Origin of the sequence: Azospirillum argentinense (assembly GCF_000632475.1) — a bacterium.
GTDB classification, from domain to species: Bacteria; Pseudomonadota; Alphaproteobacteria; order Azospirillales; family Azospirillaceae; genus Azospirillum; species Azospirillum baldaniorum.
Genome location: NZ_CP007794.1, coordinates 1,383,982 through 1,403,084, shown reverse-complemented (window position 1 = coordinate 1,403,084; position 19,103 = coordinate 1,383,982). Strand labels below are relative to the sequence as shown.

General features: G+C 72.0%; 9 protein-coding genes. 4 read left to right on the top strand and 5 right to left on the bottom strand.

Annotated features, from left to right (window positions below; all coding sequences use genetic code 11):
* Positions 1-17 precede the first annotated feature (17 nt).
* Genes ABAZ39_RS20460 through ABAZ39_RS20450 form a run of 3 tightly spaced genes read right to left on the bottom strand, consistent with a single transcriptional unit; the run spans position 18 to position 5,244 of the window.
* On the bottom strand, positions 18-1,925 hold the full coding sequence (locus ABAZ39_RS20460; protein ID WP_051658295.1) for an O-linked N-acetylglucosamine transferase, SPINDLY family protein: 1,908 nt from the start codon (positions 1,923-1,925) through the stop codon (positions 18-20).
* Positions 1,925-3,736 carry a tetratricopeptide repeat-containing glycosyltransferase family protein gene (locus tag ABAZ39_RS20455; protein WP_040134589.1) on the bottom strand — a complete coding sequence of 604 codons (1,812 nt, stop codon included), beginning with the start codon at positions 3,734-3,736 and terminating at the stop codon, positions 1,925-1,927. The genes ABAZ39_RS20460 and ABAZ39_RS20455 overlap by 1 nt, the downstream gene beginning before the upstream one ends.
* Positions 3,733-5,244 (bottom strand): tetratricopeptide repeat-containing glycosyltransferase family protein, encoded by a 1,512-nt coding sequence (locus tag ABAZ39_RS20450; RefSeq protein WP_051658294.1) that lies wholly within the window; start codon positions 5,242-5,244, stop codon positions 3,733-3,735. The genes ABAZ39_RS20455 and ABAZ39_RS20450 overlap by 4 nt, the downstream gene beginning before the upstream one ends.
* A gap of 127 nt (positions 5,245-5,371) precedes the next feature.
* On the opposite strand from ABAZ39_RS20450, the gene ABAZ39_RS20445 reads away from it, so the two are divergent.
* Positions 5,372-7,321: an O-linked N-acetylglucosamine transferase, SPINDLY family protein gene (locus ABAZ39_RS20445; RefSeq protein ID WP_081863180.1), complete on the top strand. Its 1,950-nt coding sequence runs from the start codon at positions 5,372-5,374 to the stop codon at positions 7,319-7,321.
* Here the strand turns inward: ABAZ39_RS20445 and ABAZ39_RS33220 are convergent.
* On the bottom strand, positions 7,252-11,100 hold the full coding sequence (locus tag ABAZ39_RS33220) for a tetratricopeptide repeat protein (protein ID WP_051658293.1): 3,849 nt from the start codon (positions 11,098-11,100) through the stop codon (positions 7,252-7,254). The two genes, ABAZ39_RS20445 and ABAZ39_RS33220, sit on opposite strands and share 70 nt — an antisense overlap.
* 137 nt (positions 11,101-11,237) lie before the next feature.
* Here ABAZ39_RS33220 and ABAZ39_RS20435 point away from each other — a divergent pair, with 137 nt between their 5' ends.
* The 3 genes from ABAZ39_RS20435 to ABAZ39_RS20425 are packed head-to-tail and all read left to right on the top strand — an operon-like array spanning position 11,238 to position 17,128.
* Positions 11,238-12,467: a glycosyltransferase family 4 protein gene (locus ABAZ39_RS20435; protein WP_247881666.1), complete on the top strand. Its 1,230-nt coding sequence runs from the start codon at positions 11,238-11,240 to the stop codon at positions 12,465-12,467.
* Positions 12,468-12,469: 2 nt separating this feature from the next.
* On the top strand, positions 12,470-15,301 hold the full coding sequence (locus ABAZ39_RS33215) for a glycosyltransferase (protein WP_051658292.1): 2,832 nt from the start codon (positions 12,470-12,472) through the stop codon (positions 15,299-15,301).
* A 24-nt stretch (positions 15,302-15,325) separates the two neighbouring features.
* The gene (locus ABAZ39_RS20425) at positions 15,326-17,128 is read left to right on the top strand and encodes a tetratricopeptide repeat-containing glycosyltransferase family protein (RefSeq protein WP_051658291.1); all 1,803 of its coding nucleotides are present in this window, start codon (positions 15,326-15,328) and stop codon (positions 17,126-17,128) included.
* Positions 17,129-17,172: 44 nt separating this feature from the next.
* Here the strand turns inward: ABAZ39_RS20425 and ABAZ39_RS20420 are convergent, their stop codons facing one another.
* Positions 17,173-19,089, bottom strand: coding sequence for a tetratricopeptide repeat protein (locus ABAZ39_RS20420; RefSeq protein WP_040134588.1), 1,917 nt, complete (start codon positions 19,087-19,089; stop codon positions 17,173-17,175).
* Positions 19,090-19,103 lie beyond the last annotated feature (14 nt).

Sequence of the window (19,103 nt, the reverse complement as noted above, 5' to 3'; positions counted from 1 at the left end):
CGGCCGGCGTCCGGCGCTCAGCGTTCCGCCGTGGCGTCCCGTTCGCGCCCGAGCCAGGAGTGCCACATGGCGCGGTAGGCGGCCTCGACCGCCGCCGCGAAGCCGCGGTGGTCGCTGAGCGCCGAGCGCTCCATCCGTTTCGTCATGCCGCGGCGCAGCGCGGCCAGACGCGCCGTGTCCCCGGCCAGGGCGACGGCTGTTTCAACGTAGCCGGCCTCGTCCGTCGCGATGAACTCGGCCAGCCCGCACTGGGTCAGCAGGCTGGCGCCCACCCGCGCGACGTGATGACGACCGGCGAGCGTGATCACCGGCACGCCCATCCACAGCGCCTCGCAGGTGGTGGTGGTGCCGTTGTAGGGGAAGGGGTCGAGGCCGATGTCGATCCGGTCGTAGGCTTGCAAATGGTGATCGATCACGTCCATCGGCGGAAGGAGGTCGATACGGCCGGGGTCCACGCGGTTGCCGGCGAATTGCTGGAGATAGCGCGCGCGCGTCGGCGCGTCGGCGAAGGCGCGGCTCTTGAGGCACAGGCGGGCGGACGGCACGCGCGCCAGGATGGCCGACCAGACCCGCACCACCTCCGGCGTCACCTTGGCGGCGTTGTTGAACGACCCGAAGGTCACGAAGCCGTTGACCAGCGCCGGCGGTTCGTCGCGCCCCGTGACGAAGCGCAGCGGCTGGAAGGCGAGAAACCCCTTGGGCAGGCGGACCAGCCGCTCGGCGTGCCAAGCGTCGGTGAGGCCCGGCGGGTCGGCGACCGCATCCGTCAGGCGGTGGTCGATGGCCGTCATCCCCGTGGTGTCGGGATAGCCCAGCCAGGCGACCTGGATCGGGGCCGGCTTGCGGGCGAACAGCAATGGCCGGCTGTGCGCCGTGTGGCCGGCCAGATCGACCAGGATGTCGATGCGGTCGCGCTCGACCAGCGCGGCGGCGGTCGCGTCGTCCAGCTTGGTCAACGACCGCCACCCGTCGGCCAAGCTCCTCATGCGTTCGGTGATTGCGTCGTGATGATCCGAGGCGGCGTAGCAGAAAATCTCGACCGCGCCGCGGTCGTGCTCGCGCAGCAGGGGCTCGATGAAATGGGCGCAGGCGTGGGCGCGGAAGTCGGGCGAGACATAGCCCACCCGCAGCCGGCGGTCGGGGTTGCGGTCGCTGGCGAACCGCCGGTTCCGCGGCATCAGCGGCCGGGCGTGCCGCTCGTTCCAATGCGCGTGGGCGCGGGCGATGACCTCGGGCGGCACCCAGGGCGTATAATGCAAGGCGAACAGCAGGTTGGAATGGAGCAGGGCCAGATCGGGGTGGCGTTCGACCCCGTTTTGGAAGACCGCGATGGCCTCGGTGATCCGTCCTTGCTCCTTCAGCGCCTCGCCAAGGTTGACGACGGGTTGCGGCAGGTCGGGCTGCGCCTGGATCGCCGCCCGGTAGCAGTCCACGGCGCGGCTCGATTCCCCGAGGTCGCGGTAGACGTCGCCCATGTTGCTGTGGGCCCCGCCCATGCCGGGCTTCAGCCGCAGCGCCCGGCGGTAGGCGGCGAGCGCCCGCTCGGGCTGCCGCTCCGTCTTCAGGAGGTTGCCGGCGTTGAACCAGGCGTCGGCGTAGTCCGGGGACAGGGACAGCGCCACGCGCACCGCCGCCAGCGCCTCCGCCAGCCGGTCGAGGTCGGCCAGCGCGCAGGAGAGGTTGCTGCGGATCGGCGCGTCGTCCGGCAGCGCCGCGACGGCCCGGCGGTAGCAGGCGGCGGCCTCCTCCCACCGCCCCGTGCCGCGCAGCAGGATGGCCAGATTGTTGTTGGCGTGGGCGTGTCCGGGATCGTCGCGCAGGATCGCCCGGTAAACGGCCTCGGCGGCGTCGAGCCGGCCCGCGCGATGATGCTCCAGGGCGGCGGCGAAGCTCCGCACCGCCGCCGTTTCGGCCGGGTTCCCCATCAGCGCAGGCCTGCGTCGTCGAGGATGGCGAGCAGCCGCTCCGCCGCACGGGCCCAGGTGAAGCCTTGCACCAGATGGTCGCGGGGCGACGGGGGACCGATGTCGTCGCCGCGGATGATGGCGGTCAGGATGCCGGCCGCGGCGTCCTCGTCCGGGTCCCACCAGTCGAGCCCGTGGAACGGCGCGTAGTGCTGCGCGCTGTAGGGCAGGCGCGCGGGGCGGACGGCCGCCGGAATCAGGCGGGCCACCCGGTCGTCGAGATAATCCAGATAGGACGAGTGGCGCGGCGCGATCAGGCTCAACCCCAAGGCGCCCGCCTTGGAGAGGGGAAGGTCCCAGCCCTCGCCGTGCGACATGCTCCAGTAATGGGTCGCCGCCCGCAGCAGCCCCGTCATGTCGGCGTCCGACAGAAGCTGGTTGATCAGCACCACCGGCGCCGCGTCGGCCATCCGTTTCCCGACGGCCTCCTCCGTCTGCCGCACCAGCGCGCCGAGTTCCGCGCCGAACGCCGGATTGGTTCCCTTGCCCAGCTTTAGGATCAGCACCGCGTCGTCGGTGCGCGCCGTGCTGCGCAGCCAGACCCGCAGCAGCCCGTCGATGTTCTTGCGGGGAATGAAATCCGAGACGTTGACGAAGCGGTGCCGGTAGCTGGAGACCAGCCGCCCGCGCGAATCGACCATGGTCGGGGCGGGCGCGCCGCCATCGGAGTCCTCAGGATCGACGCCCAGGGGGCAGACCCGCAGACGATCCTCCGGATAGCCCTGCGCCGCCCAGGCCATGCGGGACGATTCCGTGGGCACGATGACGAGGTCGCTGTGCTCGCACTGGCGACGCCAGGCCGGGGGGATGCGGGTTCCCTCGAACATCGAGAAGGTCACCGTGGCCAGCCCGGGCACCCGTTCGACCGCCAGGGGAATGAGGAAGTTTACCAAAGCCTTGGCGGAAACCGGCGGGTCGAGATCCTCCTCCTGCCAGGATTCCGGACCGGTGATTCCGATCGCCTGGAGGGGCACGGCCCGCTGGCGCAGCGTCCGGATGAAGCGTTGGCAGAAATAGCCGTAGCCCGTGGCGCTCTCCAGGGCGCCGCGCACGACCAGCCCCTTTGGCGTCCCTGGCCCCGATCCCAGCCCCGATCCGGCGGCGTACGCGGTGGCGGCCCGATATCGCACGCAGCGCGCCAAGCCGTTGACCGCCTCGGAGATGGTCGGGTCGAGCCGGAGCGCGCGGCGGAAATTCCCGGCGGCCTCGTCCAGCCGACCGAGCCGCAGCAGCGTCTCGCCAAGCTGGACAGAAGCGAGGCCCCCCTCGGGCGCGATCGCGATCGCCCGGCGCAGGTCGCGCGCCGCGGCCGTGAAGTCGCCGGCGAGCATCCGGATCAGGCCGAGATTGTACCATTGCACGCTCGGGCGGGGATCGAGCCGGGCGGCGCGGACCAGGAACCGGACGGCCCCGTCCAGGTCGCCGATTTCCTGAAACACCGTGCCCAACCGGCTGTAGAGGGGCGCGGACTCCGGCTGCACCGCCGCCAGCGCGCGCAAGGCGCGTGCGGCGGCCGGCCACTCCTGGCAGTGTTGCAGGACGATGCTGAAATTGGTCAGCGCGGCGGCATTGCCCGGATCGGCGCGGACGGCCTCGCGCAGCGCCTCCCGGGCCGCGCCGTCCTGGCCGGCCGAGAACAGGGCGGCGCCGAGCAGGTTGAGCGCATCGAAACGCCCCGGCTCGACCGCCAGCACGGCCCGGCAGGCGTCGATGGCCTCCGTCAGCCGCCCGGCGCCGTACAGCCGGGACGCCGCGTCGATCCTGTCCGTCATGACACCCCCGCGGTGCGGCGGGCGACCGCAGCGTCAATTTCGGCGGCGATCCGGGCCATCACCCCGTCCCAATCGTTCCGGCGCGTCATGCGGAACAGACGGGTCCGCGGGTACCAGGGCGTGCGGTCTGGAAGGCGCATCCAGCGCCAATCTCCCAGCCACGGCAAGGCCAGGAACACCGGCCGCCCCATGGCGCCGGCGATGTGGCCGACCACGGAATCGCAGGCGACGATCAGGTCCATGCCCTCGATGATCGCGGCGGTGTCGACAAACCCCTCATCCTCACCTTTCCCGTCCCGGTCCGGCAGCGAGACGATTCCCAGCCGGTCGTCGGGCCGCTCCCATTGGCCGGGTCCGTCCGCCTTTTGCAGGCTGTACAGCCGCACCCCGGAAAGGTGCGACAAGCGCGCAAAGCGTTCCAGCGGAATCGAGCGGTCGCCCCCCGCGGCGCGCCACTGGATGCCCACCCGGAACTCGCCCGGCCGCCCCGCCTCGGCGATGCGGCGGCGCCAGAACGTCGCACGCTCCGGATCGGCCCGCAGATACGGAACGCCGCCGGGGATCGTCGCCACCGTCGTCCGGCAGCGATGGGGCAGGCTCATCAGGGGCAGGAGGCAGTCGGCCTCGGGAAGCGGCTCGCCGCGCGCCACCAGCGCGTCGATTCCCGGAACGTCGGCGAGGAGGCGCTTGAGCGGCGGCTGGCATTCGAAAATGGTGCGGGCGCCCATCGCCTTGAGCACGGCCATGTAGCGGATGAACTGCACGGTGTCGCCGAGCCCCTGCTCGAAATGGACCAGGATGGTCCTGCCGTCGAGCGGGCTGCCGTCCCACAGCGGTGTGCCGGGACGGTTGCGGTTCCATTGCCAGACGGCTTGGCGGGTGCGCCATTCGTACTCGGCCGTGCCCTCCGCGAAGTTTCCGGCGGTGAGCAGGCTGACGCCGAGATTCTTGTGATGCTCGGCGGAGCCCGGCTCAAGCCGGACGGCCCGCCGGTAGCTCGCGGCGGCATCCTCCGGCCGTCCTTGCGACAGCAGCGCCGCGCCCCGGTTGTTGTTGGCCGCCGCCGAACCCGGTTCCAGCAGCACGGCCAAGCGGTAGGCGGCCTCGGCCCGTTCGGGCTCGTTCACGGCCATCAACGCGTTGCCGAGGCTGAACGCCGCGTCCGGATAACCGGGCCGCAGCGCCACGAGACGGAGAAGCGGCGCCACCGCCTCCTTGGGCAGACGGCGCTCGATGAGCAGCGACGCCCACTGGAACAGCGTGTCGGCGTCGTCCGGGCGCAGGCGGTGGGCGGCCCGCAGCGCCACCGCCGCGCCGTCCCCACGCCCCAGGCCGCGCAGCACCAGCCCTAGGACGAACCAGACCACCGGATGCTCCGGCCGGATCTCCGCCGCCGTTCGGAAGGAGCAGGCCGCCGCTTCCAGCAATTCGGCGTCGACATGACGCAGTCCGGAGCCGAAGCACCGGTCGAACGCTTCGCCGGCCCCATCGAACGTCGCCTCGATCACCCACCCTCTCCATCCAATCGGTCGGCCCGGCAAATGGGCCCGGCAAATGGGTTTGGAATTGCCGCGCCCGATGGTAACCCTTTTCCCGATGGAAGGCACAGGGGGGCGGCGGCACCGAGGTGGAAGCATGAGCATGGCCCGGCATTTCGCATCCCCCGCCGAAGCGCTGGGCTACGCCTTGACGCTGTATCAGAACGGCCGGCACGCCGAGTGCGGCGCGGTGTGCCGCGCGATCCTGGCGGTCAAGCCGGACCATCATGGCGCGTCCTTCCTTCTGGGCGTCGCCGCCTTCACGCTCGGTCGGATCGAGGATTCGCAGCGCCACCTCGCCGTCACCATCGCGCTGAAGCCGGATCTGGCCGACGCCGTCTTCAATCTGGCGCTTCTGCTGCGTCGCCGGGGCCGTCTTGCCGAGGCGGCGGCGCTTCAGGCGCGGGCGATCCGGCTGGCTCTGGGACAGGCTGATGCTGGACAGGACGATGCCGGACCGGTCACCACTCTGGGCGGGATGCTCCGCGAGCTGGGCCGGATCGCGGCGGCCCGCACCGTTCTGCGCCGGGCGGTCGCGCAGGCCCCGGACGACGCCGAGGCGTGGCGCGAGTCCGGCCACGCGCTGCGCGATGCGGGCGAACCGGGCGCGGCGGCCGTCGCCTATGGGCGGGCGTACCGGCTCGACCCCGGCCGCACCGAATCCCTCGGCGACCGGCTCCATGCCGCCCTCTCGCATTGCGACTGGAGCGGGTACGACGCTCTGTGCCGGGAGGTCCTGGCGGTCATCGACAGCGGCCGGGGGATCGCCCTGCCGCTGCTCACCCTGCTGATCGACACCAGCGCGGCGCAGCAGGACCGCGCCGCCCGCCACTTCCACCGCGCGGTGGTGCAGCCGGCGGCGCTCCCGCAAGCCGCAGCCGTTCCACTGGCGCGTGCCCTCGGCGCCCCCTCCGGTGATGGCGGCCGGCTCACCGTCGCCTACCTCTCCGCCGATTTCCACGAGCACGCCACCGCCTATCTGGCGGCCGAGCTGTTCGAGCTGCACGACCGCGACCGCTTCCGCGTCGTCGCCTGTTCCTACGGTCCCGACGATGGCAGCCCGACGCGCCGCCGCCTGGAGGCCGCCTTCGACGCCTTCCACGACATCCGCGGCTGTGATGCGGAGCAGGTGCAGGCGCTGCTCGCGGCCGAAGGCGTCCACATCCTGGTCGATCTGAAGGGCTACACGCGGCACGTCCGCTTCGACCTCTTGGCGCGCCGGCTGGCGCCGGTCCAGGTCGCCTATCTCGGCTATCCCGGGACGATGGGCAGCGACGTCATGGACTATGTGATCGGCGACCGCTTCGCCACGCCGCCGGAGCATCAGCCGCACTATCGGGAGCGGCTGGTCATCATGCCGGATTCCTATCAGGTCAACGACCGGCGCCGGCCGCTGGACGCCCCCGTACCCGACCGCGCCGCCTGCGGCCTGCCGCCGGACGGTTTCGTCTTCTGCGCGTTCAACGCGCCGTTCAAGATCACCCCGTCGCTGTTCGGGCTGTGGATGCGCGTGCTGGCGCGGGTGCCGGGGAGCGTGCTGTGGCTGCACCACCCCGGCCGGGACGGCGCGGACAATCTGCGGCGCGAGGCGGCGCGGCGCGGGGTCGATCCCGGCCGTCTGGTCTTCGCCCCCCACAAGCCGCAGGCCGAGCATCTCGCCCGCTACCGCTTGGCCGACCTGTTCCTCGACAGCTTTCCCTACACCGGCCACACCACCGTTTCGGACGCCTTGTGGATGGGCCTGCCGGTGGTGACGCGGATTGGCGACACCTTTGCGTCGCGCGTCGCCGCCGGCCTGCTGAACGCCGCCGGCCTGCCCGAGACGGTCACCATCAGCTTCGACGGCTACGAGGCGCTGGCGGTGCGGCTGGCCGGCGATCCGGCGACGCTCGCCGGCTACCGCCGCCGCCTCGCCGCCATGCGGACGACGGCCCCGCTGTTCGACAGCCCCCGCTTCACCCGTCACCTGGAGCGCGCCTACCGGACGATGTGGGACCGCCACGCCGCCGGCCTGCCGCCCACTTCCTTTACGGTGCCTCCCCTGTAACCACACACCTGTGTAGCCACCAGCTGTTCCAGCGCCGCCCGCACGTCGGCCACGACAGAGGCCCAGTCGCCCGGCGCCGCCTGACGGAACAGGCGCATGGTCGGGTACCAAGGGGTGGTGTCGCCGCGCTCCAGCCAGCGCCAGTCGGCGATGTCCGGCAGCAGCGTCCAGACCGGCCGACCGAGCGCGCCAGCCAAATGGGCTGGCGCGGTGCAGGAGCTGATGACGAGGTCGAGGCTCGCCATGATCGCCGCGGTGTCGGCGAAGTCGGCGATCTCCGCGCCGAGGTCGGTGAAGGACGGCGGCAGTGGCCCGCAGCGCTCCAGATCCTGCCGCCCCGCTCCCTTCTGCAAGCCGAAGACTGCGACGCCCGGAACATCCAGCAGCGCCCACAGGGCGGCCAGCCCCGGCGAGCGTCGGCGGTCGTCCTTGAATTCGGGGTTGCCGGCCCAGACCAGCCCGACCCGCAGCCCCGTTCGCGGCCCCAGGCGCGTCGTCCAGCGCGTCACCAGCGCCGGTTCGGCGCGCAGGTAGGGAATCTCGGCCGGAACGGTCGCCAGCGTGGTGCCGAGGCAGTGCGGCAGGCTGAGCAGAGCGGCGTGGGCGTCGTGCGGCGGCGAGTCGGAGCGGCCGACGACCCCGTCCACGCCGGGGAGCGTGGCGAACAGGCGGACGAGACGATCGTTGCACTCGACGATCACGCGGGCACCCCGACGGCGCAGCAGGGGCGCGTAGCGGGCGAATTGGATACCGTCGCCGAGCCCCTGCTCGTCGTGCAGCAGGATCGTCAGGCCCTCCGGGTTTCCGCCCTCCCACACCGGGGTCGTCAGGCCGCGCGGCGCGACCTGACGGTCGGCCAGACGGGTGCGCCATTCGTATTCCCGGAATCCCGCCTCCAACTCGCCGCGCAGCAGCAGACAGGTGCCCAGCAGGGTGTGCGCCTCGGCGTTGTCGGGATCGCGGTCGAGAAGGCGCCGGCATTGGGCCTCCGCGTCCCCCATGCGCCGCAGCTTGCTGAACACCAGCCCGAGGTTCAGCCGGGCCGAGGTGAAGTCGGGGTCGATCGCCACCGCCCAATGCAGCACGCGGGCCGCCTCCGCGTCCCCGCCGGTCCGCAGGGAAAGGGCAAGCCCCAGGTTGCTGAGCACGCCAGACTCGGCGGGGGCCAGCGCCAGCGCCCGCCGTCCGACGCCGACCGCCTCGTCGTGGCGGCCCATATTCTTGAGCGCGATGCCCAGGTTGGCGCGGGCGCGATGGTCGTCGGGGGCGAGGCGGACCAGCTCCCGCAGCACGCCCTCCGCCTCGCCATAGCGTTGGCGCATCAGCAGCGTGTGGGCGAGATGGAAGCGGTGGAAGGTGCCGAAGGGATCGAGGACGATGCAGCGGCGCAGCGGTCCGTCGGCCTCCTCCGGCGCGTTGCGGCCGAGCCGCTCCATCGCCAAGGCATGGAAGGCGTCGATGGAGGCGGGGTCGAGGACCAGGGCACGACGATGCTCCGACCCGGACTCCGCAATCGGCTCCTCCGGGACCGGTGGGCCGGCGTCCGGCGAGATCCAGCCGAGCGCGCGGAAATGGTCGATCCGCTCGCGGATCAGCCGGGGGAAGCCGGCGTCGATGGGGACGGGCGCCAGGGACGTCCACATGCCGGGAACGGCGCCGCCGTCGAAGCGCCCGGTGGCGTAGAAGCGGTCCAGCCGTTCGCGGTTCGCCGCCGGGTCCTGATCGAAGGCCGCGATCATCTCGCGGTGCGCGAAGGCCTGCAGCTTGGCGCGGAAGCGCTCGATCCCGCCCATCCAGGTGAAGTGCCAGCCGGCGTCCGGGACGACGCGCCCATGCCCCAGCTTGGTCAGGTAGCGGGCGCGGTTGGCGCCGATCCGGCGGATCAGCTCCCACGGCGCGGCGGCCACCGATACCCAGGGGTCGGGCGATTTGAGGTCGAGGAAATAGAGGAAGATGTCGAGGTGCGGCGCGAACAGCGAGCGGCCGTCGTCCGGTTCCCGGCGCAGCCGCTCCATCACCCAGGGGCGGAGGATTTCGTCGGCGTCCGAGACGACGATCATGTCCGTCGGGTCGCAGCCGTCGAGGCCGCGGATGATCGCGTCGCGCTGGTGGGCCTCGCGCTGCCACGCGAAGCCGCCGGGATCGTCGTCGACGACGACGTGGATGATCTTGTCGGCGTAGGCCGCGAAGCGCGCGCGGTTCTCCGCGTAATGGAGGGGCTTGGGATCGCCGGCGTGGGTGAAGGTCGCCTCGACCAGGACGAAGCGGTCGACCACCGCGTCCAGCTCGGCCAGCCGCACCTCCAGGAGGTCCAGCTCGTTGTAGAACTGGAAGCAGTCGTAGATTCGCCGCCCGCCGGGTGGCGGGGCCGCGGGCGGTGGCGTGTCCGTCAGCGTCGTGACGTAGGCGAACCAGGCGTCGAACCCGCGCAACGTCGTCCAGACGGCCGACCGGTTCTCCTCCGTGTTGTGGTCGAGCCGCAGCGAACGCTCGATCAGCGCGATCAGCGCCCGCGCCTCCGCCCGCCAGGCCTGCTCCTCTTTGGCCGGGGGGCGGGCGTTCAGGTGGGCACCCAGCGCGTCCAGCAGGCGCTGCTGCGCATCGGCCAGACTGGCGGTGACGGCCGCCCCCGCTGTGCCCGCGGCGGCGTCCATCCGGTCGCCTCTCAGCTCGTCGAACCACGCCAGCCAGTCCGCGGCCCGTCCGGCCCAGCTCATCCCGGTGGTGACGTGATCCACCTGTTCGCGAAGCCGGCGGCCGGTGGTCGCGCCATCGTCGCGCCACTGGAGCAGGGCCGTCCGGGCGGTCTCGGCGAAGCGGACGGCGTGCTCCGCCGGGTCCTCGGGGACCGGGATCAGCCGGGCGAAGCCGGCCGTGGTTTCCGGCAACGCCCCCAGCGCGCTGGACACGACGAGGCAGCCGGCGGCCAGCGCCTCCATGACGGCGATGCAGGAGGTCTCGGCGAAGCGGTTGGGGTAGGCGAGGCCGGTCGCGCCGCGCAACGCCTCGGCCAGAGCGCCTTGGGAGACCGCCCCCACATAGTCCACGCCCTCGGTCTCGCGGCAGCGCTGGTAGAGGGCGCCGTAGGGGTCGCGGTCGGCGGGAACCTGATAGCCGTCCAGGCTGGAGAACACCCGGACGGTGGTGCCGGGGATCGCCGCCCGCAGGCGGGGAACGCTGTCGAGCAGCACGTCGAGGCCGCGGAAGGGCGTGCTGGTGTAGGCCAGGACCGGCGGCCAGGGCTTCGCCGCCCTGATGTCGGCCCCCGGCGGGAACAGGCCGGAGAAGGCCGGGGCGATGCCATTGCGCAGGATGCGGCAGAGCCGGCGGTCGAGGCCGAAGGCCGTGAGGTAGCCGTCCATCTGCCAGCGGCTGACAAAGGCGTAGCCGTCCCAGCAGGCGCGGGCCTCCGGCTCCGCGACGCATTGCGCGGCGGCTTGATCGACGGCGTGCTGCATCCACAGGATCAGCTTCTGTCCGCCGTCCAGCGCCGCGCGCAGCCGGGTCAGCGCCTCCGTGGGGCAGCCGTTGAGCAGCACCACGACGTCGAAGGCGCGCATACCCTCCCAGGACACCGCGCCGGCGGGAAGGCAGTGCACCCCGCGCACCCGGCCGGGCGTCCGGGTGCCATTGACCAGCGTGACCTCAAGCTTGGAGGCGGCCAGCGCCTCCGCGAGGTAGCATAGGGCCGATTGCGAACCGCCGAGCGGGTGCAGGCGTGGCGTGTCCGGCGTGTAGTCCCCACCCGCCGGGTCGAGAAAGGCGATCTTGACGGTCATGCTGGCTCGGGCTGGCTGGCTCGCACGTGATGGCTGGCGCTGAACAGCGGCTCACGCTGTGGATCGGTGCCCACGTTCTGCTATCCTACCATCCAAGGCCGTGGGCAAAAAGGATGGGCAAAAAGGATGTGCGGCGCGTGACGGAGTCGGCAGCGGTGGATGGGGGCACCCCGCGCGTGGAGCAGAATCCGGCGCAGAATCTGGCATTGACGTGGCAGCTTTCGGAAATCCACGGCTGGGGTCTGGTCGGCGTCCACACGGCGCTGCATCTGATCGACCGGGGACGGCCGCCGCTCCTGCTGGAAAAGCCGCTTCTGTCCACCCTGCGGCCGGAGAACCGGGAAAAGCTGGAAAGCCTGATGGATGGCCATCGGCAGATCACCGCCATCGCCGACCGGTCGGGCGACCGGATGCTCGGCCTCAACGACTGCACCGTCCTGCACGCGCTCGGCAACGGCTTCGTCGCCGGGCCGTTCTCCGCCCGGTTCCGCGGCAGCCGCAACGTCGGGGTCATCGCCTTCGAGGACACCCGGTTCGACGAGGACACGCTGCGCCGCGCGCGGAGCTACGACAAGCTCGTGGTCCATTCTGAATACAACAGGGCGCTGCTGGCCGAACAGGGCATCACCGACGTCGGCTGCGCCTTCCAGGGCGTGGACCCGGACGAGCTGGCGCCGGTCCCGCCGGCCGGGCGCTTCGGCGACCGCTTCGTCGTCTTTTCGGGCGGGAAGGTGGAGTTCCGCAAGGGGCAGGACATTGTGCTGGCCGCCTTCCGCCGGTTCCACGAGCGCCATCCCGACGCGCTGCTGGTCACCGCGTGGCACAACCCCTGGCCGCACACCTCCGCCGACATCGCCGAGTCCCCGCTGGTGCCCTCCGCCCCCGCCGTTGGCGATAACGGCAAGCTGCGCATCGTGGAATGGGCGATGGACTGCGGCGTGCCGCCGGAGGGCTTCGTCGACATGGGCTTTCTCGGGCGCGGCCAGATCGCCGCCATCCTGGCGGACTGCCACGCCGCCCTCTTTCCCAACCGTTGCGAAGGGGCGACCAACCTCGTCGCCATGGAGGCGATGGCCTGCGGCGTGCCGGTCATCCTGTCGGCCAACACCGGTCATCTCGACCTGATCCGTGATGGCAACTGCCTGCCGCTGTCCCGGCAGGACCTGGTGCCCGACCCCGCATCAGGTCAAGGGGGCCGGCGCCGCGGCTGGGGGGAGTCCTCCGTCGAGGAGGCCGTCGCCCATCTCGAAACCCTCTATACCGACCGCGCCGCCGCCCGCGCCCGCGCCGACACGGCGCGGGCCTTCCTGCGCGGCGAGCGGACGTGGCGCGCCTTCGCCGAGGCCTTCGTGGCGGCGGTGGCCTAGGGATGGCACGGGATGCCAAGGCCCCCGAAGGCGGCCCGATCCACCGGCGGGCGCTGGCGAACGACCCGGCGGACGCGGTCGCGTGGCAGCACGCGGCGCTCGCCGCCCGCACGGCGGGCGACGGCCTGCGGGCGATCGCGCTGTTCGTTCGGGCCGCCCGCCTGCACGGTGACTTCGAGGCGCTCGGCCGGCAGATCGGGGAGCACCTGACTCTCGCCGCCGGCCGGGCCCTGGCGCAGGTGCAGGACGGGACGGCCGACGAAGCGGCGGCGATGCTGGAGCCCTTGGCGGGCCTCGTCCCGCCACAGGGCGACCTCGCCCGCGCCCTGGGTATCCTGCGGCTGGTCCAGGGCCGCGACGCGGAGGCCGAACGGCTGCACGCGGCTGCGAATTCCGGTGATTGCGGGTTGGGAGTCGCTCTGCGGGGGATCGCGCGCCACAAGGCCGACACCGACTTCCTCGGCACCGTGGTGATCCCTGCCCACCGGATGGAGGACACCATCGAGCGGGCGCTGGACAGCGTCGCGGCGGCGGCCCGCGTCTACCGCGAGACGGTGCGGAACCCGCGGGCGCAGGTCCATGTCTGCGTCGTCGACGACGCCTCCCCCGACGAGACGGCGTCGCGGGCCCTGCGCTGGGCACGGGCTCATCCGGAGCAGAGCGTCGCGCTGATCGCGAACAACCGCAACCAGGGGGCGGGCCGGTCGCGCAACATCGGCGCCGCCGCGGCGCTGGGCCGTTACCTGTGGTTCCTCGACGCCGACGATTATTTCTTCGAGCGGCATTTCGTGCTGACGGCAACGGTGCTGGACCGCACCCCCGACGCGGGGTTCGTCCGCACCGGGATGCACTTCGACACCATCGACGGGGAGATCACCCCCGCGTGGCGCGAGGCGTCGGAGCTGAGCTACCCGTGCAACCTCTGCGTACGGCGCGTCTGCCACGACATGATCGGCGGCTTCCCGGAGGAGGCGCCGTTCCACCCGGCCGTGGCCGACGACGTGGCCTATGGCCGGGCGCTCCACAGCCTGTTCGGCGGAGTCCGGATCGCCGAGAAGACGGTCCATTACACGATGCGGGCGGACAACGCCCTGGCGCGGCAACGCCAGACGATGACCAGCGGCGTCAAGCCGACGGAGCAGGTCGCGTCCGACCCCCGCTTTGTGGCGATCGAGATACTGACCCAGCGCCGCCTCCACGCCCTGAAAGCTAGGAGAGACGCTTTTCTGCGCGACGGTGGCTGGACCGGACCGCCGTTCCTCAGGGCCAAAGGGGAGCCCGAGGGACCGCCCCCGGCGCCGGTAGCCGCCCCGTCGGAAAGCCGGGACGCCCCGCGTGCCATCGACCTCGTCGCCATCGATCTCGTCGCAGTGGCGAAGGAGGCCATCCAGACCGGGCAACTCGACCGTGCCGTCGCCGCGCTGACCCGCGCCGCCGCCGAGGACCCCGGCCGCACCGAAGCCTGGTTCGAGTTGGGGTTGCTCGCGCACCGGCTTCGGCGCGACCGGCTTGCGCTGACGGCCTTCCGGGCGGTGGCGTGCCTTCACCCCGGCGCGGCCGCCGCGTGGTGCAATCTCGGCTCCATGCTGATCGACGCCGACGCTCATGCCCAGGCCGTCCCCCGGCTGCGCCGCGCCCTGGCGCTCCAGCCGGGCCATGCCAATGCCCAGTGCCTGCTGGGTCGCGCGAACCGGCGGCTCGGGCAGGACGGGCAGGGGGCGCGGGAGCTGGAGCGCGCGCTCCGGTTGGACCCGATGCGGCCCGATCTGAACGCGGACTGTGCGATCGCCGTCTTGGCCCTTGGCGACGGAGTGGGTGCTGCGGAGCATGCCCGGCGGGCGCTGCGGCTCAGCCCGGAGCTGTATGGCGGTCACGCGGCGCTGGCCGCAGCCCTGGAATCGCTCGGCCGCCCCGACGCGGCGCTGGTGGCCTGGGAGCGGGCGATCCGCTGCAACCCTGGGTTCGGCGAAGCCTTCACGCGCCGCGCGCTGTCCCTGCTGGCGCGGCGCTGGGGGCCGCCTCCGGCGCCTGCCCCGGCGGGCGGGCCGGGCCGCCGCCTCGCCTCGACCGTCCTGGGGCTCAACGGGCGGTTCGGCAACCAGCTTCTCCAATACGGCGCCCTGCGCCTCTACGCCGCCCGGCACGGCCTCACCCTGGAGGTTCCTCCCTGGCTCGGCCGCCACCTGTACGATCACGACGATCCGCTGCCCGGTCCGGCGTTGCCGCGCGTGGCGGAGGCGGAGGGGGAGGCCGCCGTGACCGCTTCCCTCCGCGGGGAGCCCTCCACCGTGTTGGCGGACCGCGAGGTGTCCGGCTATTTTTGCGGCGACACCACACCCCTGGCGCCGTTCAAGGAGGAGTTCCGCGCGCTGTTCACGCCGGGCCGCCACCTCCAGCCCCACGCGGATGCGCTGCTCGGCCGTCTGCGCGACGCCGGGCGGACCGTCGTGGCGCTGCACCTCCGGCGCGGGGATTTCGGCTGGGGGCGGTTCTGGATCGCCCCGGCGTCCTGGTATCGGCACTGGCTGGAGACCGTCTGGCCGACGCTCGACCGGCCTGTCCTGTTCATCGCGACCGACGATCCCGCCCAACTGCGGGAGTTCGCCGCCTACCGCCCCGTCACCGCCAGCGATCTGGCCGAGCCGATCGCGGGTGCGGAGTTCTTCACCGACTTTCACGTCCTTTGCCACGCCGACCGGGTTGCCATTTCCAACAGCTCCTTCTCCTTCGTCGCCACCATGCTGAACCGCAACGCCAGTGAGTTCCTTCGGCCGGACCCGGCGCGCCGGGCGCTGGTCCCCTACGATCCCTGGGCAGCCCCGGTCCTGATCTGATCGACGATTCGAAAGCTCGCACGCATGGCCTTCTCCACCAAAGCCACCCTGGATCGACCCGACCCCGCGGCGCTTGTCGCGGCGGGCCTCGCCCATCACGGGGCGGGCCGGCTGGCCGAAGCGGAAAGCGCGTACCGGCGGGTTCTCGCCGACCACCCCCGCCACCCGGACGCCCTGCATCTCCTGGGCGCGCTGGCGCTGCAGTGCGGCAAGCCGGCGGAGGCCGTGGAGTGGATGAGGCAGGCCATCCGCTCCGCCCCCGACAACGCGGCCTGCTTCTCCAACCTCGCCAGCGCGCTGCGGCGGCTCGGCCGGCGCGACGAGGCCGTGGCCTGCTGCCGGCGCGCCCTGGCGCTGGACGCCGGCTCCGCCGATGCGCTCAACAACGTTGCGAACGTGCTGTCGGACCTGGGCCGGCACGGCGACGCCGCGACCGCGCTGCGCCGACTGCTGCGCCTCAAGCCCCAGCTGACCGACCAGCGGCTTCTGCTGGCGCAGGCACTCATCCTGGACGGCCGCGCCGAGGCGGCGATCGAGGAGCTGATGGTGCTCCTCGGCATGACGCCGTCGTCGGTCGCCGCCTACGCCAACCTGGGCATGGCCCACCGCCGTCTCGGCCGGGCCGAGGAGGCGGTCCGCTACTACCGCTGTGCGCTGGGCTTTGCACCGGGCGATCCCGGCGTCCTCAACAACCTGGGCGTCACGCTTCAGGATCTCGGGCGGCTCGACGAGGCGGTGGCCTGCTTCCGGCAATCCATCGCGATGCAGCCGGGTGCTGCGCACACCCACCTCAACCTCGGGCTGGCGGCCCGCGACCTGATGCGGGTCGACGAGATGATCGCCCTGACGCGGGCCGCGGTCCGGCTCGACCCCTCCCTGGCGGAGGCCCACACCGCGCTGAGCTTCGGGCTGCTCATCAAGGGCGAGCTGGAGGAGGGGTTCGCCGAGTATGAATGGCGGTCGCGCATGGCCGACTTCCCGTCGCCCCGGCGCAGCTTCGCCTCACCCCCCTGGGACGGCTCCGACCTCACCGGCCGGACCTTGCTGGTCCATGACGAGCAGGGGGTGGGCGACACCGTCATGTTCGCCCGTTTCGCCCAGCGGCTTCAGGCGCGGGGTGTGCGCGTCGTCATCGAGTGCAACAGCCAGCTCGTCCGCCTGCTCTCCGCCATGCCCGGCATCGAGGGCGTGGTCAGCCGCTTCGACCCGCCGCCGCCGCATGACGCGCACGACGCCCTGGCCAGCCTGCCGCACCGGCTCGGCACCATGCTCTACACCATACCCGCCGACACCCCCTATCTGCGCGCCGAGCCGGAGCTGGCGACACGCTGGGCGACGCGTCTGGGGCCGCGGGAGAGGCTGCGGGTGGGGCTGGTGTGGGCGGGAAACCCCGGTTTCAAGGCGGATCACATCCGTTCGCCGCGCCTGAAGGCGTTTCTTCCGCTGCTGGACGTTCCGGGCGTCACGGTCTTCGGCCTGCAGAAGGGGGCGGGGCGGCAGGACCTGGAGACCTGCGGGCCTCTGCCGCCGTCCTTCATCGACCTCGGCGCGGAGATTTCGGACTTCGCCGACACCGCGGCGATCATGGAAAACCTCGACCTCGTCATCAGCTCCTGCACGGCGCCGGCCCATCTGGCCGGGGCGCTCGGCCGTCCGGTCTGGACGGTGCTGCCCTTCGCCCCCGACTGGCGCTGGCTGGACCAGGGGATGTGCACGCCGTGGTACCCGACCATGCGCCTGTTCCGCCAGGACCAGCGCGGCGAGTGGGCGCCCGTCGTCGGCCGCGTCCGCGCCGCTCTCCAGGCCCTGGCCCGGTCCCGCCCGTAACCCATCGCGCAGGGCGTCAGGGCGTAAATCTCAGTGCGTAACTCTCAGGACGTCCAGGGTTCGAAGGGCCGGACGCGGCGGGCGGCGACGTCCGGCTCGACGAACAGGCGGGCGCGGGTGTTGAGGCGGGCGGCCAGCGCGCTGAAGCCGCTGGCGGCGCTGGTGCCGACCACGTCGGCGTTCATCAGCACGTGGAAGTCCTGAAGGAAGTCCAACCCAACCCACTCCTCCACGACGTCGGCCCGCGTCAGGGGATGGAACTCCGCGAAGGCGTGCCGGATCGCCGCGACGTCGTCGCTGGCCACATAGAGCACCGGCCGGTCGAGACGCGGCCACCAGTCGCGCAGCCAGTCGACGTACCAAGCGGTCTCGGTGATCGGGTAGTTGGCCGTCACGAAGTCGCCGCGCCGGATGTGGAGCGCGACCACCGTGTTTCCCGCCACCCGCAACCGCTCGACCGCCGGGGCGAGGTGGGGCTCCCAGACCCGGCGCGGCCGCAGCCAGGACTGGACCCGCTGCCGGTATTCCCGCTTGTGCTCGAACAGGAACAGGGGCGAAAGGATGTCGCGGTCGGCGATCGGCGCCCGCTCCGTGGTGCCGCTGACCAGATCGTTGAGGATGCGGCGGGAAAACAGCAGCGGCGGCAGCGGGTCGCTCTGCGGCGGATCGTTCAGCTCGAAGAAGGCGCCGCCCACCCAATCGGGAGTCTCCAGCACGAAGCCGTGCTTTTCGGCGTAGAGCCGGACCAGGATGTATTCCAGGACGGTGTGGGCGAAGCGGCCGCGGGTGGCCAGGGACGAGGAGGTCACGCGCGGCGGCCGGTGCCCGCCGTCCGCCCCCACGGCGGCGGGGCGGATCAGCTGAAGCCCCTGATCGGCCAGGGTCGCGCGCAAGGCGGCGAGCGACTTCACGGTGAAGAACCAGCCGTTGTCCCCGCGGACCGCCGCCAGCCGGTCGCGGGCCGCCCGGGGGGCGCCGTCCCGCAGGTCGAGCGCGGCGAGCGCGGTCAGGCACTCCCCGCGATAGACCACGCCGCCGAGCGGCGCCGAGGCCAGCCGGGTGAAGAACGCCCGACCCTCGGCCAGCCGGTCGCGTCGCAGGAAGACGTTGGTCAGCAGCTCGATGCTGAGGGACACATCGGCGCCGGGGATCGGCAGGCTTCCGATCAGTTCGCCTTCGGCCTCGGCCAAGCGGCCCAGATCGCTCAGCACCGTTGCCACCCGCAGATGGGCGAGGGCAAGCCCCAGCCGCGCCGACCGCCGGTAGGCGCGCAGAGCCTGCAGAGGATCGCCGTGGGCGTACAGGGCGTTGCCGAAATTGTACCAGTATTCCGGGCTGGCCGGTTCGAGAGCCAGCGCGCGCCGCAGGCTGGCCTGGGCCGCGTCGTCATCGCCGCGTTCGAGCAGGGTGTTGCTCAGGTTCATGTGGGCGGGCGCCAGATCGGCCTTGACCGCGATGGCGCGGACCAGGCTGTCCACCGCCTCGTCGAGCTGGCCGGCGCGGCGGAGAACCACCCCCAGATCGTGATGGACCTCGGCCAGACCGGGGTCGAGGTGGGCGGCACGGCGCAGCGCGTGAAGGGCTTGCGGCGTCCCGGCATCGCCCTGGGCCTGGAAGGTGTTGCCGAGATTGCGCCAAGCCTGCGGGTGGCCCGGATCGAAGAAGGTCAGCCGCCGCCAGTCGGCGGTGGCCTCCGCGGGATAGCCGGCCTTGTCCAGCATGATGGCCCGGTTGGCGCGCGCCTCGATCCAGTCAGGACTGAGCCGGAGCGCCCGCCCGATCAGGGTCAGGCCCGCGGCCGGCCGGCCGGTCTGCCACTCGGTCATTCCGAGCAGATACAAGGCGTTGGGGTTTGCCGGGTCGGCTTCTATGATGCGGCGATAGAGAACGGCCGCCTCGGAAACGCGGCCGGCGCGATGATCGGCGAAGGCCTTGGCCAGGATTTCACCGATCGTGGCCATTACCCTCTCCCTCA